The organism is Thalassospira profundimaris (assembly GCF_003326795.1).
GTDB classification, from domain to species: domain Bacteria; phylum Pseudomonadota; class Alphaproteobacteria; order Rhodospirillales; family Thalassospiraceae; genus Thalassospira; species Thalassospira profundimaris_C.
The window spans coordinates 827861-842986 of the sequence record NZ_JPWI01000001.1; the positions used below are offsets into that span (position 1 = coordinate 827861).

Consider the following 15126-nt stretch of genomic DNA (forward strand, 5'->3'; position numbering starts at 1 on the left):
CGGGGTGGTTTGTGACTACCCCGTTTTGCTTTTCAGCCAGATTAAGCCGGACCTCTATTCCGCAGCGATTGGAACGTCTTGCTGCTGATTTTCCGGAAGCGACATGTCGTGGCACAGCTTGGCGCGCAGGTCATCAATGGCATTGATGCGTTTGATTTCGTCAAAGCAGGTCGCCCCTTGGGCATGGCTTTTGCGGATCAGCGCCATCCATTGCTTGATACGACCGGCCTGATGGTGTTCGGGCGCCCCGTCCAAATCCATCAGATCACAATAGGCCAGCAACATCGCCAACACATCCGCCCAGCTTTGCTTGGGGACATGTGCCCCGCCTTCAAAGGCCTTGATCCGGTTGGCAAGATCAGGGGCGGCAATGGCCCCCCGGCCAATCATAAAGCTGTCGCAGCCCGATATGTCGCGGCATTTTTCATAATCCGCAACGTCCCAGATTTCACCATTCCCGGTCATGCCAATGGAAATGGCTTCGCGAATACGCGCCAGATATTCCCAATGGGCGGGTGGTTTGTAACCTTCAAGCTTGGTCCGCGCATGCACCGTCAGGTGTTGTGCACCACCGGCCTCAACCGCGCGTGCGATATCAAGAAACAGTTCCTTGTCGCTAAAGCCCAACCGGACCTTTGCACTGACGGGAATGTCGGCGGGAACGGCACGACGAACGGCTGAGACAATGTGAAACAGATTGTCCGGACATTTCAAAAGAGATGCACCGGCTTCGCGTTTGTTCACGGTTTTGGACGGACAGCCGAAATTGATATCAATGCCCGGCGCGCCAAGTGTGGTCGCAAAGGCCGCATTTTCACCCATCAGTTCCGGATCGTGGCCCATCAACTGAACCAGAACAGGCACACCAGACAGCGTTTTGCCGCCATTTAGCAATTCCGGGCAATAGCGATGAAACACATGGGCCGGAAACAGGTTTTGCGATACGCGGATAAATTCGGTCACGCACAGGTCGAACCCGCCGGTCGTGCTCAGCAATTGCCGCACGCGCCAGTCAACAAGTCCTTCCATTGGTGCAAGCACCAGATGCGTCATCGTCAGGATGTCCTGTTTCATGAAATCGGATGGCGGCTTTTATCATATATGGGTCAAGCGTGCCGGTGAAAAATCACAGATCAGCATTGAACCATGCGGGGGAGGATTGGCAAAATAAGGCGGAAAAAGCGCATTGCTGACACCTTTCCAGCGAATTTGCGCAGTAAATTTACAGCATCAAAAACAACAATGAAGCGCCCGATGATCGCATCGGGCAGGAGTGAAAAGCATGCTGTATATTTTTGAAAGTGCCTTTGATGAAGTCGAAGCCGTTTCGCGCGAAGCCCGCGAGAAACTTTCCGGCCTTGAAGCGGTTTTGAAATCGACTGCAGAAAGTCTTCAGGTTCTCAAAGATCGTCTGGAACAGACTGCCTCCTGACCCGTTAAGGGGTTATTCCGTATCGCGATATTTCAAGGGAAATGATCACAAGCGCAGGCATCAGGTTTGCGCCGGATTGATCTATGTCTTTGAAATGAAATCCCGGTTGGCACATGCTTGGTGCTATAATCAAAGCGTGTCAGCCCGACAAGATGCAAGTCAGCTTTTCGGGATGTGCCGAGAAGCCAGCAGGAGGATTGACTATGCTCTATATCGTTGAAAAAGCATTGGACGAACTTGAAGCAATGCCGCGTGAAAAACGCGAAGGCCTTGCTCACCTTGATCGCGAAATCAATGACGCGGTCGAAAAGCTTAAAATCCTCAAGGACAAGCTCAAGGAAGAAGCAGATCAGAAATAGCGCTGAGCTGCTGTCAGATTTTCAAAGGCCGTACAGGAAGTGGTGCGGCCTTTTATTTTGTCTGTGCGGGATTGGTTTTAATCAGGCCCAGCAATTCCTCGACCGCGGCGGTCGGATTGGTGGTACCGGCAAGGACGTCAGTTTCCAGTGCGGACAGGCGTGATGCAACGTCATCGCGGTGGGTAAAGGTTTCAAGCAACCGGTCGCGCAGCATGGTCCACATCCAGTCGCGCTGTTGACGGGCGCGCTTGGCAGCAAACTCGCCTTCCTTTTCCATCACCACGCGGTGCTGGTTGATCAGGTCCCAGATGTTATCAAGCCCGTCATTGATCAGGGCGGAAACCATCACTGATTGCGGACGCCAGTGTTTGCTGGTGGGCTGCAGAATTCGCAAAGCTGAGGAATACTCACGTTTTGCTTCGCGGGCCTTTGCCGGATCTGCATCGGCCTTGTTAACCGCAATCAGATCGGCGATTTCAAGTACGCCTTTCTTGATGCCCTGCAGCTCATCCCCGGCGCCGGGAAGCATCAGCACCAGAAAGAAATCGGTCATCTGCGCGACCATGGTTTCGCTTTGTCCGGCTCCGACGGTTTCGACCAGAACAACATCAAATCCGGCCGCCTCGCACAGCAAGATGGTTTCGCGGGTCATGCGATTGACCCCGCCCAGATAGCCACTGCTGGGGGACGGGCGGATATAGGCATTGGGATCAATCGAAAGCTCGTTCATCCGGGTCTTGTCGCCCAGAATAGAGCCACCTGATCGCGCACTGGTCGGGTCAACCGCCAGAACCGCGACCTTTTTGCCTGCGCGGGTCAGGTTCTTGCCAAAGGCCTCAATAAAGGTGGATTTGCCTACACCGGGAACACCCGTGATGCCAATGCGATGGGCGCCGCCGGTATGGGGCATCAGGCGGGCAAGAACCGCTTGGGCCTGTTCGAAATGGCCTGGGTTGCGGCTTTCGACCAGTGTGATCGCCCGAGACAGGATGGTACGATCACCGGCAAGAACACCATCCACCAGTTCATCGGTGGACAGAACACGTCTGCGCAAGGCCTTGCGCGGGCTGATATTGCCGCCCGTGCCTGCGGGTATGGTGCGCAGTGTTTCTTTCACCGATGCTTCCTTCATGAATGCCAAATCAATGCCATATACCCGTCAGGGTATGGGCAGATGCAGGAAGAAGCAACCAGATCAGGCTGCTTCCTCGCCCGCTTGGTTCAGCTTTTCTAGCAGGTCGCCAGCAGCTTCGGCAATGACCGTTCCGGGCGGGAAGATCGCCTCGGCACCGGCTTCATAAAGCTTGTCGAAATCCTGTGGCGGGATCACGCCGCCAGCAACGATCATGATGTCGTCACGACCGAGCTTGTCGAGTTCGGCGCGAAGCTGCGGCACAAGGGTCAGGTGGCCAGCGGCCAATGAACTTGCACCAACGATATGCACGTCGTTTTCAACGGCCTGTTTGGCGGCTTCTTCAGGGGTCTGGAACAGCGGGCCGATATCCACATCAAAGCCAAGATCGGCAAAGGCCGTGGCGATGACTTTCTGGCCGCGGTCATGCCCGTCCTGTCCCATCTTGGCAATCAGGATGCGCGGACGGCGACCTTCATTGGCCTCAAATTCCGTGATCAGGCGATCAACCTTGGCCAGTGCTTCGTTATTAGCGCCGACTTCGGTTTTGTAAACGCCAGAGATCGAGCGAATAACAGCCTGATGACGGCCATAGACCTTTTCAAGCGCATCGGAAATCTCGCCCACAGTGCATTTTGCACGTGCGGCCTGAACGGCAAGTTCAAGCAGGTTGCCCGTGCCGCTATCTGCGGCATTGGTCAGTGCGGTCAGCGCATTTTCAACCACGCCATTGTCACGTTCAGCCCGCAGGCGTTCCAGTTTTGCGATCTGCTGGCGGCGGACTTCGGCGTTGTCGACCTGAAGCACGTCAACCGGGCGATCATCGGTCACACGGTATTTGTTCACACCAACCAGTGTCTGACGGCCGCTATCAATCCGGGCCTGTGTGCGGGCGGCGGCTTCTTCGATGCGCATTTTGGGAATGCCGGCTTCGATCGCCTTGGCCATGCCGCCCTGTTCCTCTACCTCGGCGATGTGGGCCCATGCCTTTTCCGCCAGATCGCGGGTCAGGCGTTCGACGTAATATGAACCACCCCACGGATCGATAACATTGGTGGTGCCGCTTTCCTGTTGCAGGAACAGCTGGGTGTTACGCGCAATCCGGGCCGAGAAATCAGTCGGCAATGCCAGTGCCTCGTCCAGTGCATTGGTATGCAGCGACTGTGTATGGCCCTGTGTGGAAGCCATGGCTTCGACACAGGTGCGGATGACGTTGTTAAATACGTCCTGCGCGGTCAGCGACCAGCCAGAAGTCTGGCTATGAGTACGCAGCGAAAGCGACTTGGGGTTTTGCGGATCAAACTGTTTGATCAGTTTTGCCCAGATCATGCGGGCTGCGCGCATCTTGGCAATTTCCATGAAGAAATTCATGCCAATCGCCCAGAAGAATGACAGGCGCGGCGCGAATTTATCAATCGGAAGACCCGCAGCCTGACCCGCACGGGCATATTCGATGCCATCGGCCAGGGTATAGGCCAGTTCAAGATCAGCGGTCGCACCCGCTTCTTGCATGTGATAGCCGGAAATCGAGATCGAGTTGAATTTCGGCATGTTTTGCGAGGTAAAGGCAAAGATGTCCGAAATGATCCGCATCGATGGTTTCGGCGGATAGATATAGGTGTTGCGCACCATGAATTCTTTGAGGATGTCGTTCTGGATGGTGCCCGAAAGCTGTTCGTGCTTCACACCCTGTTCTTCGGCGGCCGCAATATAAAGCGCCATCACCGGAAGAACCGCACCATTCATCGTCATGGAAACCGACATCTGATCAAGCGGGATGCCATCAAAGAGCGTCCGCATGTCATAGATGCTGTCAATCGCAACACCGGCCATGCCGACATCGCCGGTTACGCGGGGATGATCGCTGTCATAGCCGCGATGGGTGGCAAGGTCGAAGGCAATCGACAGGCCCTTTTGACCGGCGGCAAGGTTGCGGCGATAGAAGGCGTTGGATTCTTCGGCGGTCGAGAAACCGGCATACTGGCGGATGGTCCAGGGGCGCTGCACATACATGGTCGGATAGGGACCGCGCAAAAATGGCGGCATGCCCGGCATGGTGGCAAGATGATCAATGCCATCAAGATCCTTGGGGCCGTAAACCGGTTTGACGTCAATGCCTTCTGGCGTTGTCCAGGGGGCGGACTGGAACGGGTCCTTGGCCCCGGCAGATGCGCCGTCAAACAGCGGAAGGTCGGAGAAATCAGGAATGCGGGACATGGTTATTTCTCCCCCCGTTTGCCAAGAAGGTGATCAAGGGCCGTGCCACAGATCGCCAGAACGTCTGCGCCGACATAGATGAATTCATCAATTCCGGCGGCTTCGTAATCAGCGCGCGCCTCGCCCGGATGACCGGCAAGATAGACATATGTTGCACCGGCCGATTTCAGGGCCCTGGCAACGTTACCGGCGATTTCGCCATATTGCGGATCAGATCCGCAGATCACGGCGATCTTTGCGCCACTATTGGCAAATGCACTTGCGGCCGCATCGGCGTCTTCAAAGCCGTTATTGGTGATGGCTTCGATCCCGCCTGCTTCAAAGAAGTTACGGGCAAAGGTTGCGCGTGCGGTGTGCTGGGCAACCTTGCCCAGATTGGCAAGGAAGACTTGCGGGAAGCTGCCTGATTTTGCCTTGTGCGTATCAGCACGTTTGCGCAGCGCTTCAAAACTTTCCGACAGACGATGAGGCGTCAGTGCCGCAACGCGCGCCGCGGCGCTGGTACCATAAAGGTCGGTAAAGATATGACCGATGGTCGCACCGGAACGGGCGGCCTCCATCATGGATGCAAGGTCTTTGCCAACCGTGCCGTCATATTTGGTCTGGCGTGCCTTGGCCTCAGCCCGGATGGTCTCAAGGTCGGGCAGATCACATTTGACCTTTGCTTCGGCGATGTTGGGGAATTCCGAAACGCCGGTCAGCGGATCGCGTCTCGTTGCCAGACGTTTTTCGCGCGTTTGCCAGACAGTCTCGATTTCAGATTTCAGCGAACCGCTGGCAAGGACCTTGATGATGCCACCGGCTGCTTCAAGCGACTGGAACTTGCTCCACGCCGTTTGCGCCAGTTCCTTGGTCAGATTTTCGATGAACCATGATCCGCCAGCCGGATCAATGACGCGATGAACATTGCTTTCTTCCTGCAAGATCAGTTGGGTATTGCGCGCGATACGCCGTGCAAAACCATCGGGCAAACCGATCAGGTGGTCATAGGGCAGGCAGGTAACACTGTCCGCACCGCCAAGACCGGCAGCAAAGCTGGTGACGGTGGTGCGCAGCATATTGACCCAGGGATCCACCTTGCTAAGCGACATTTCGGCAGACACCGCATTGATGGAAATCGTTGCGTCCTGTGCGCCGGATGCGGAAAGCACGCGGCTCAACATCATGCGAAGCGCACGCAGTTTGGCAATCCCGGCAAAGAAGTCGGTGCCGATTGCGACATTAAAGACCATGGCACCGGCGGCCTGATCAACGGCCATACCGGCATCGGTCAGGGCACGCAGATATGTCACACCCGAGGCAAGCAAACATGCCAGTTCCTGACCATCGGTGGCGCCTGCATTGTAATAGGGTGCTCCATTGACCGAAATCGCGGTTGCCAGCGGGAAAAGATCAATCAGTTCGCAGGCAACAGACGCCGCATGATTGATGGCATCCTCTGCGTTGCAGGGCAGGGCGCCGGTTGCCGCAAGAGTGCCAATCGGATCAATATTAAAGGCCGGGGCTGCTTCATCCGCGCCCTCGGCATTGGCGATGTGGGCGGCCAGAAGGGCCGCAGCGGGAACGCCAGCCGCACCCGCATCAAGACCGATGGTCGCAAGATTGGTGTAAACGTCATCAAGGGTCAGTTGAAGGTCCGCCAGACAATGAATGGCAACCCCGTCAACGCCGACTTCACCCGACGAAATTTCGCGCCCCTGACGGGCAGCGGCATCAAGTTTGAGTGTGATAGAAGTCGCGCCATTTTCAAGATCTTCGAGAATGGCGGCATTGGTCAGTTTGGGGTCGGGATGGGCATGCAGTTGGCGGATGTCCCAACCGGTCACCGTTTCGCGCGGCTCGACCGAGGCATTAAGAACTTCGTGGATCAGCCGGGTTGCATCATCCTGATCGTCATTGGTGTAGATCGGCTGTACGGCGAATCCGTCAAGCGTCTGGGTCACAAGCTTTTTCTCGAAGGGGGCACCTTTAAGGGCCTCTTCGGCAAGTTTGCGCCAGCTTGCGTAATCAGCAGATGGAAACTCGGATGCAAGTTTAAGCGGGTCGGACATGGTTTCTCCCGGCTTGGTTTCTTTCCGTCTGGTTGGCGTTATATGGGGATGACTGCCAGATGACGGAACGTTCCCAAATATTATTTTACTACGGATTCCCAGTACCCGGTACACCCCGCCCGGCCCATTTCAAACCAGGGAAACATTATCGGTATTCTGACTCGTGCAAAGGGCTGACCGCCTTATGCACTTACAGTTGCGGGGGCAGTTCCGGGTTTGGCAATAACGCATTAACGTCTGGCCGCACCGGATTCCCGACGATATTTCCCGGTCACATTCGCGACAGGCCGGTTTATAGCATCTGACATTAATTCCGTAAATAGGCATGGAAATACCTATTTCGACTTAGATACCAGATCAAAGGTGATGTTTCCGTAACGTCATGTGTCAGAATTCATTCGATTTTTCCGCAGTGCACACCCTTTGCGGTGTCCTGTGCTGCCGCGACAAGTCGTCTTATACTTTGGCGGCACGATGCCTGATCGCAAAGCTATGTGGCAAAAAATCGGCAGGTTTAACCAATTTGACATTTTCATCTGTCAGTTTGGGGCTGTCCCAAATCTCGGAGTATCGCCATCCATGAACGCGCTTAGCGCCATGCCGTCGCAAATTGGTCCTGATGGACTGGTTGCATTTGCTGACGACAGCCCCAGTGCCAAGGCCGCACTCGAAACAGTGTTGCGTCGGGCCGGATATGACGTGGCCGGTTTTGATTGTGCCGACGATCTGATCGATCAACTTGACGGGCTTTATCCCCGTGCCATCATTCTTGATATTGAAATGCCGGGCATGAGCGGCTTTGAGGCATTTTGCGAAATTCGTCGCCGTTATCCTGATGCGGTGAATGTGCCTGTATTCTTCTTTTCAGCCCATTATGACGCAGATACGCGCGCCCAGGCGGATGCATTGGGCGCGGCTGACTTCATCAGCAAGGATGCCAGCCCGACTGTGGTGCTTGAACAGCTTAATCGGGTGCTGGGTCATTCCATGAGTGCTTGCTAGGCATCTGTCCGTTTAAATTGATCTGACTGCCACGCCCTGCCTTATGCAGGGCGTTGTTGTCTCCGGGGTTCCTGTTTGCGGGGTTCCTGCCCAAGTGCAATGATGCTGTCGGCATTGCCATGCACATGATAGAGCCGGTCGGTGGGCAGTATTGTTGCCGGATCAATGGCGGGTTTATCGACCAGCCGTTCATAGACAGGTGCCATGGGGACTTTCATCGCATCAAACAGCTGATCGTAGCTTTCCAGAACGAAATAGGTTTTCTGGAAATCATCAATTGCATAGTCGGTCGCCATGACCCGTTCGAGATCAAAGGCCACGCGGTTGGGGGTCGGATCGGTGACGGAATAAATGGTCTCGGTCTGGGATGACAGCATCCCTGCGCCATAGGCCCGCAATCCATGATCGGTCATGATCAGGCCGAACTCGACCATGTACCAGTACATGCGCGCCAGGTTCTTAAGACCCCCCATGGCAATGGCCTCGGGGCCTTTTGCGCCATAAGCGGCCAGATAATCGGCAAAGACCGGATCATACAGCATCGGTACATGACCAAAGAAGTCATGGAAGATGTCCGGCTCCACCAGATAGTCCATTTCTTCGGGTTTGCGCAGCCAGACCGTGACCGGAAAACGCCGGTTTGCAAGATGGTCAAAGAATACATCATCGGGAACAAGGCCCGGAACAGCGACCAGATGCCAACCGGTTGCGGCATGAAGCTGTTCGCTTACGCGGTTGAAATGCGGAATCTGATCGGCGGCATCCAGACGTGCGAGATTGCTGATATAGTCTTCTGCCGCATAGCCGGGCAGGATGCGTAACTGACGGGCATAAAGACGACGCCAAAGATCGTGTTCGGCTTCGGTATATGTGCCCCAGTCCTGCTGTATGGTGTAGTCATTATTGATGTGGCTGTAATCGCCACGAAGATTTTTTCCCTGATCCATGGCCGTCCTCATTCGGGTTCTTGTGCCGTTTATGAGAATCATTTTACATCAATTTTAATGTCATTTTATGGCCAATAGGGTGTTGATATGCGCTATGATCGTCATATCATGACCTGATTGATATGATTTGAGGTTTAAAATGACCGATGTTGTTTTGAATGCGACCGACATTCGCATCTTGCAAGCCCTGCAAAAGGATGCCGGGATCAGCAATGTGCAACTGGCCGAATTGGTCGGTATGTCGCCATCTCCGTGTTTGCGCCGTGTCAAACAGCTTGAGGCATCCGGGATTATCAAGGGGCAGGTCGCCCTTGTCGATCGCAAGAAATTGGGATTCGGCGTGCTGGCAACAATTCAGGTCCGTTTGCAAAGCCACACCGAAGCCGGTGCCGAGGATTTTGCCCGTGCGATGAATGATCTGCCAGAAGTTCTATCCTGCTGGGCGATGACCGGACGGCAGGATTTTCTTCTTGTGGCGGTGGCGCGCGATATCGAAAGTTTCGGTGATTTCGTAACTCACAAGTTACTTTCAATGCCAAATGTGCGCGATGTTCAATCCAGTCTGGTTTTAAAGGAATACAAGAATCACACGGCCATTCCGATGCCCAAAGTGCCGTGATCCGTCTTATGGGCGCGGGTGCGTTTCCAGATGCCGGATTGGCGATGCTTGCTTTTGACCCCAAGTTTCAGGCATAGGAAGAACAGTCCCACATCTGCCGGAGCATCCCGATGACCCAGTCAATTGCTGCCAACCCGATCCTTGTCGAAGCCACCCGTGGCGAAATGGTCGAAAGTTTCCACCGCGGCCGTTATGTCGTGATGAAAGCGGACGGGACCGTGGTGGATCAGGGTGGGGATATTGATGCCCTGATGTATCCGCGATCTGCGATCAAACCGTTGCTGGCAATTCCGTTTGTTGAAAGCGGTGCGGTTGAGGCATTCGGGCTTGAAGACAAGCACGTTGCCTTGGCCTGCTCGTCCCATAATGGTGAAGAAGAACATGCGCAGACGGTCAAGGCCTGGCTTGAGAAATTGGGGCTTTCGGTCGATACGCTGGAATGCGCACCGCATTATTCGCTAAGTGCAGCGGCCGGGATCAAACAGGCATCGGATCACGTCACCCTGACCAAGGCGCACAACAACTGTTCAGGTAAACATTCGGGTTTCCTGAGCACCATTGTGCAGATGGGTGAGGACCCCAAAGGCTATATCGAGGAAGCCCATCCGGCACAGCAGCGCCTGATCAGGGTGCTTGAGGAAATGGGGGATTGTGATCTGTCATCGACCCCGCGCGGTATTGATGGCTGTGGTATTCCGGTGATCGGGATGCGTTTGCGTGATCTTGGTCTTGCGATGGCACGCATGGCTGATCCGGCCGGACTTGATGAAAAACGCATTGCTGCAATCAAACGCATCCGCAAGGGATGTGCAAATGCCCCCTTCATGGTGGCGGGGACCGGTCGGTTCTGTACCGGTATCATGGAAGAATGCGGCGAGGATGCGCTGGTCAAGGTTGGTGCCGAAGGCGTTTATTGTGCGGCTTTCCCCAAACAGGGGCTGGGTGTTGCCCTTAAGATCGATGATGGTACCCAGCGCGGGGCCGAGGTTGCGATGGGGGCACTTTTGCGCAAACATGGCGTGATTGACGATGCCAAGGCAGAAATCCTTAAGAACTATCTGACACCTGTCCTGACCAACTGGGCGGGCAAATATGCCGGTGATTTGCGCCCGGCATTCTGATTTTCAGATCAAACAGGAAAATCAATGCACAGCATTGCGGCCTATATCTTTGCAGCCTTTGCGGAAATTGCCGGGTGCTTTGCCTTTTGGGCGTGGTTGCGATCCGGAAAGTCTGTCTGGTGGATTGTGCCCGGTATTGCGTCGCTTGTCGTCTTTGCCTGGCTTCTGACCCGGGTTGAGGCGGAGTTTGCCGGGCGGGCCTTTGCGGCCTATGGCGGCGTTTATATTACGGCGTCGGTCTTCTGGATGTGGGCGGTGGAACGGACCAGCCCGGACCGATGGGATGTGACAGGGCTTGTTGTCTGTTTGCTTGGTGCGGGAATTATCCTGTTTGCACCGCGCTAGGCGCCGGTTTCGGGGCTCGGCGCTATTCGGTCGCCGGTTTTCCACTGCGATCTTCGGCCGGAAGCAGGACATGGAATGTTGTTCCTTTGCCCATTTCGGTTTCAAACCAGATGCGACCACCGTGACGTACGGTGACGATGTCGTGCGTGATCGACAATCCCTGTCCCGTGCCTTTGCCAACTTCCTTGGTGGTAAAGAACGGATTGAATATTTTGGATCTGTTTTCCTTGGGAATGCCGGTGCCATTATCAGAAATGCTGATCAGGATACTGTCATCAAGCGAGGTCGTTTTGACCGTAATGATGCCTTCTGACGGCTTGCGCCCGGCTTCCTGAATGGCTTGAACCGCATTGACGATCAGATTGAGAAAGACCTGGTTGACCTCGTTGATATAGCACGGGATATGAGGAATTTCGGGATCAAACTTCTCGATGACGTCGGCGTAATGCTTCCATTCGTTGCGCGAAATTACGATGACATTTGAAAGAACGCGATTGATGTCGGTTGTGGTTTTTTCGGTTCCGCCGGGGTGCGAAAACTCCTTCATCGACAAGACAATGCGTGCGACCTGATTGATGCCATCAAGGGATTGCTGTGTGGCGTGGGGAATTTCTTCAAGCAGGAATTCCAGATCGGAATCACGCAATTGTCTGGCAAATTCCTCGAAGGTGTTGGCGGGCAGGCGGTCGCGGTTTTTCCACAATGTCTGCAAGGCCAGTCCCAGAACCCGCGACAAGGCACCGTAACTGTCATTAAGGAATTTCAGATTGTCGCGGATATACTGGCTTGGCGTATTGATTTCATGGGCGATGCCGCCTGCAAGATGGCCAATCGCCTCAAGCTTGAGAGCTTCACGCAGATCTTCTTCAAGCTTCTTTTGGGATTCTTCGGCCTGCTTGCGCCGGGTGATGTCGCGGAAGATATAGAGATAGCTCATTTCCGAGCTGAAATTGGCCGGGCTTACGATGATTTCCATCGGGAAGCTGTCGCCATCAAGGCGCTGGGCCATGGTTTCGGTATAGTCATATTTCAGAACGCCGGAACTGATATTGATGCAGCGGTTCAGCAACCTGTGGCGGACCGTCATTTTGCGATCAATAAAGATCACATCGACCGATGTGCCGTGAAGTTCGTTGCCTTGCGCGCGCAGAATTTCTTCTGCGGATTTATTGAAATCCTGAATGATGCCGGTGGCATCAACGATCAGAATCCCTTCGACCACCGTGTCGAGAATGGTTTTCAGGCGCTGGGTGATTTCCTTTTTGCGGCGGCGCTGTTCGTTGAACAGGGTCATATACCGCTTTTGTATTTCGGCAGGGGCCTGAATTTTCAGGGCTTCTTCAAGCAGGCCATCATTTGTGACCACCTCGTCGCCGCCGCTGAGAATTTTGGGTGGTTCGATATTGCCCTGATCATCGGTCATGGTGTTTCTCATCGCGCATGTGCTGCAGGATCATTCTTCGGCACCTGTACCGCCACCGCCACGACGAATGCGGATCGGTTCATGAAACTGATGGAGCTTCTGGAAAACGCGCAGGCGCTGGAGCTGAACCTCGGAAACATAGTTTCCATGCGTCAGTAAAACGTGACCGTCGCGGGTTTCGATGTCCGTCATCAGAAAATCCCCCATCCGAAGATGTTTGAGATAGATGTCGTGCTCTGTTCCTTCGGGGAAGGTGGATTGGTCGTAGGATGGATCGATATCGGCCAATGCCAGTTCGATTTTATCGAGCAATGCCAGATCATAGCGCTTGGGCTTCTGGCGTAATTCTTCGAAATGCTGTTGAACGACCAGATCACTTTCAACAATTTTGCCAAGATCATTCAAGATACGCAGAATGCGGGACCCAAGCGGAATATCCTGTCCCTGTGGCCCATCTGCAGGGAAGCCCGAACCGTCATAGTCGCGATATTGCAGATAGACGATCTGTGCGACCTGTTCCAGACGGGGGATATGGGAAATCAGGTTGCGGGCAACTTCCGGGGTTCGGCGAACGACGTCGCGTTCAAGGGGTTGAAGTGCCTTGTCCTCGCCAAGGCGTGCGAGAATATCAGGCGGCAGCGAAACATAACCAATCGGGGCAAGCAGGGCGGCCAACCCCAATTCCCACGGATGGGGATAACCGATCGGCCCGGCAATTCTGTCACACCATCTTTTGGCGCGCATGGCCTTGCCAAAGATTGTGGGATTAAGCTGTGCCAGAACTTCGGTCAGGACCTTGACGCTGCCGGCAAGGGTTTGTTCGATCAGGGCCTTTTCAGCGGTGATCAACTGATATTGCCGTAACCCGGCGCTCACACCGGTAATCAGTTCGTCATCTTCACAGGGCTTGTTGAAGAAACGGAATATGCGGCCCTGATTGATGGCTTCAACAGCGGTTTTCTGATCGGCATTGCCAGTCAGCATCATACCGACGGTATCGGGGCTCAGTTTTGCGACCTCGGCCAATAATTGCACACCGTCCATTTCCGGCATGCGCATGTCGGCCACACAAACAGCATACCGGGCGCCGTCCTTGATCTTGGCGATGGCTTCAAGGGGGCCGATAGCCGTGTCAAAATTGAACTTGCCGCGTAACCTGCGCTTCAAACCCATCAGCAAGTTTTCATCATCATCGACGAAAAGGACAACGGGATCTTCCATGATGTCTGCCTCCCCTATTTCGCAAGTTCGCAGTACTTTTGCTCGACCTTTAGCGCGGTTTCGCGCCATGCGGGCAGGCGGTCGGTCTTACCCAGACGGTCAAGATATTCAAGGTCGATCCGGCTTTCGGGGGCCTTGCCGGTTCTGAGTTCGACGGCGACCTCGCGGGCAAGATGTTGCGCAACATAGATTGTCGTCAGCGCGTTCATTTCACGGTGCGGGGTGTCTTGCGGGCGATGGTGATAAGCCACGGTCTGAACCATTGCACTGGGGAACCCCCACAGGCCAAGAAGATAGGCTCCGATTTCAGGGTGTGCGGCACCAAACTGCTCATATTCAGCGACATAGATCGGGATATCTTCGGTTTCGACACGCTTGATGACTTCGGTCATTTCGCGCGCGCGAAATGCATAAAGGATCAGGCTGCCGGTATGGCTTAGCATGCCGATGGCGGCCATCACGCTGATGATTTCGCGATCAAGTTTTTCCTGTTCGGCGATCAATGTGGCCAGAACGCCAAGTTGCTGACTGCGCTGGCACAGTTGCATCATCCGCGTTGCATCGCTTTTCGGGCCGTCATAGCTGCGAAACAGGCCGGTAAAAAGTGCCAGGGCCTTGAGTGTGTCAATCCCGATCATGCGGATTGCCTGCGAAACCGACGTGATATTCTGACGAATGGCAAAATAGGCCGAATTGGTGAGTTTCAGGACCTCGGCTGTCAGTGCGATATCGGAGGACACAATTGATGTCAGGGTGTCATTGCTGACAAGCGGGTCTTCAAGTGCGCGCACCAGATTGCTGTATGTCGTTGGCGGTGAGGCAAGTGTATCAATCCCCCCAACCAGCGCACGCAAATCCGGATTGGTCAGCAAGTTGCGTAAATCCAGCGCATTGTCGATGGTTTCAAGCAGCAGACGGTCGTCGCACGGTTTCGCCAGATACTGGTGAGCAGGGCCGACTGTGCGCAGGATGGCTTCCTGTTCGCTAAAGCCGGAAAGAATGATCCGTGCTGTATGGGGATGCTTTTTCTGCATCACGGTCAGGAGTTCTGCGCCGTCTGTTCCGGGCATACGCATATCCGAAATGACAACATCAGGTTCCATTTCATCGGCTTGTGCAATTGCACTTTCTGCGTTCTGGGCAAAGGTCAGCTTCCAGTCCGGCCGAATTGAATGAAGCCGACGGCGCAAGCCTTCCAGAATGTTTGTTTCATCATCAACAAAAAGGATGATGCTCATGATATGCCTCTTATGCGTG

Annotated in this window: 14 protein-coding genes and 1 riboswitch; of the genes, 6 read left to right on the forward strand and 8 right to left on the reverse strand. The window is 54.5% G+C overall.

Annotation, left to right across the window (positions count from 1 at the left end; genetic code table 11):
* Positions 1 to 54: 54 nt before the first annotated feature.
* Positions 55 to 1053 carry a tRNA dihydrouridine synthase gene (locus TH30_RS03810; RefSeq protein WP_114096902.1) on the reverse strand — a complete coding sequence of 333 codons (999 nt, stop codon included), beginning with the start codon at positions 1051 to 1053 and terminating at the stop codon, positions 55 to 57.
* 229 nt (positions 1054 to 1282) lie between these two features.
* Here TH30_RS03810 and TH30_RS22045 point away from each other — a divergent pair, with 229 nt between their 5' ends.
* Both TH30_RS22045 and TH30_RS22050 read left to right on the forward strand, forming a co-directional pair.
* Positions 1283 to 1432, forward strand: coding sequence for a hypothetical protein (locus tag TH30_RS22045; RefSeq protein WP_181850145.1), 150 nt, complete (start codon positions 1283 to 1285; stop codon positions 1430 to 1432).
* A 203-nt stretch (positions 1433 to 1635) separates the two neighbouring features.
* Positions 1636 to 1791, forward strand: a complete 156-nt coding sequence (locus TH30_RS22050; protein ID WP_181850146.1) for a hypothetical protein — start codon at positions 1636 to 1638, stop codon at positions 1789 to 1791.
* Between the two features lie 52 nt (positions 1792 to 1843).
* Here the strand turns inward: TH30_RS22050 and meaB are convergent, their stop codons facing one another.
* The 3 genes from meaB to TH30_RS03825 form a co-directional block, all read right to left on the reverse strand.
* Positions 1844 to 2908 (reverse strand): methylmalonyl Co-A mutase-associated GTPase MeaB, encoded by a 1065-nt coding sequence (gene meaB / locus TH30_RS03815; protein WP_114096903.1) that lies wholly within the window; start codon positions 2906 to 2908, stop codon positions 1844 to 1846.
* A 78-nt stretch (positions 2909 to 2986) separates the two neighbouring features.
* Positions 2987 to 5140, reverse strand: a complete 2154-nt coding sequence (gene scpA, locus TH30_RS03820; protein WP_114096716.1) for a methylmalonyl-CoA mutase — start codon at positions 5138 to 5140, stop codon at positions 2987 to 2989.
* A 2-nt stretch (positions 5141 to 5142) separates the two neighbouring features.
* The gene (locus TH30_RS03825; protein ID WP_114096717.1) at positions 5143 to 7191 is read right to left on the reverse strand and encodes a methylmalonyl-CoA mutase family protein; all 2049 of its coding nucleotides are present in this window, start codon (positions 7189 to 7191) and stop codon (positions 5143 to 5145) included.
* A 149-nt stretch (positions 7192 to 7340) separates the two neighbouring features.
* Positions 7341 to 7448, reverse strand: a riboswitch (cobalamin riboswitch).
* Positions 7449 to 7770: 322 nt separating this feature from the next.
* Between TH30_RS03825 and TH30_RS03830 the strand changes: the two genes are divergently transcribed.
* On the forward strand, positions 7771 to 8193 hold the full coding sequence (locus TH30_RS03830; protein ID WP_114096718.1) for a response regulator: 423 nt from the start codon (positions 7771 to 7773) through the stop codon (positions 8191 to 8193).
* 41 nt (positions 8194 to 8234) lie between these two features.
* On the opposite strand, the gene phhA is transcribed toward TH30_RS03830, so the two are convergent.
* Positions 8235 to 9140, reverse strand: a complete 906-nt coding sequence (phhA, locus tag TH30_RS03835; RefSeq protein ID WP_114096719.1) for a phenylalanine 4-monooxygenase — start codon at positions 9138 to 9140, stop codon at positions 8235 to 8237.
* A gap of 139 nt (positions 9141 to 9279) precedes the next feature.
* On the opposite strand from phhA, the gene TH30_RS03840 reads away from it, so the two are divergent.
* From TH30_RS03840 to TH30_RS03850, 3 genes are all read left to right on the forward strand, one after another.
* Entirely contained in the window at positions 9280 to 9759 is a 480-nt protein-coding gene (locus TH30_RS03840) for an Lrp/AsnC family transcriptional regulator (protein ID WP_114096720.1), read from the forward strand.
* Positions 9760 to 9869: 110 nt separating this feature from the next.
* Positions 9870 to 10880 (forward strand): asparaginase, encoded by a 1011-nt coding sequence (locus TH30_RS03845; RefSeq protein ID WP_114096721.1) that lies wholly within the window; start codon positions 9870 to 9872, stop codon positions 10878 to 10880.
* A gap of 24 nt (positions 10881 to 10904) precedes the next feature.
* Positions 10905 to 11225, forward strand: coding sequence for a YnfA family protein (locus tag TH30_RS03850; RefSeq protein WP_114096722.1), 321 nt, complete (start codon positions 10905 to 10907; stop codon positions 11223 to 11225).
* A 22-nt stretch (positions 11226 to 11247) separates the two neighbouring features.
* Here the strand turns inward: TH30_RS03850 and TH30_RS03855 are convergent, their stop codons facing one another.
* From TH30_RS03855 to TH30_RS03865, 3 genes are read right to left on the reverse strand one after another with little or no spacing between them, the layout of a single operon-like run.
* Positions 11248 to 12648, reverse strand: coding sequence for a two-component system sensor histidine kinase NtrB (locus TH30_RS03855; protein WP_114096723.1), 1401 nt, complete (start codon positions 12646 to 12648; stop codon positions 11248 to 11250).
* Positions 12649 to 12678: 30 nt separating this feature from the next.
* A complete protein-coding gene (locus tag TH30_RS03860) occupies positions 12679 to 13869 on the reverse strand; it encodes an HD domain-containing phosphohydrolase (protein WP_258548596.1) in 1191 nt (396 codons plus the stop codon).
* Between the two features lie 14 nt (positions 13870 to 13883).
* Positions 13884 to 15107 (reverse strand): response regulator, encoded by a 1224-nt coding sequence (locus tag TH30_RS03865; protein WP_114096724.1) that lies wholly within the window; start codon positions 15105 to 15107, stop codon positions 13884 to 13886.
* Positions 15108 to 15126 lie beyond the last annotated feature (19 nt).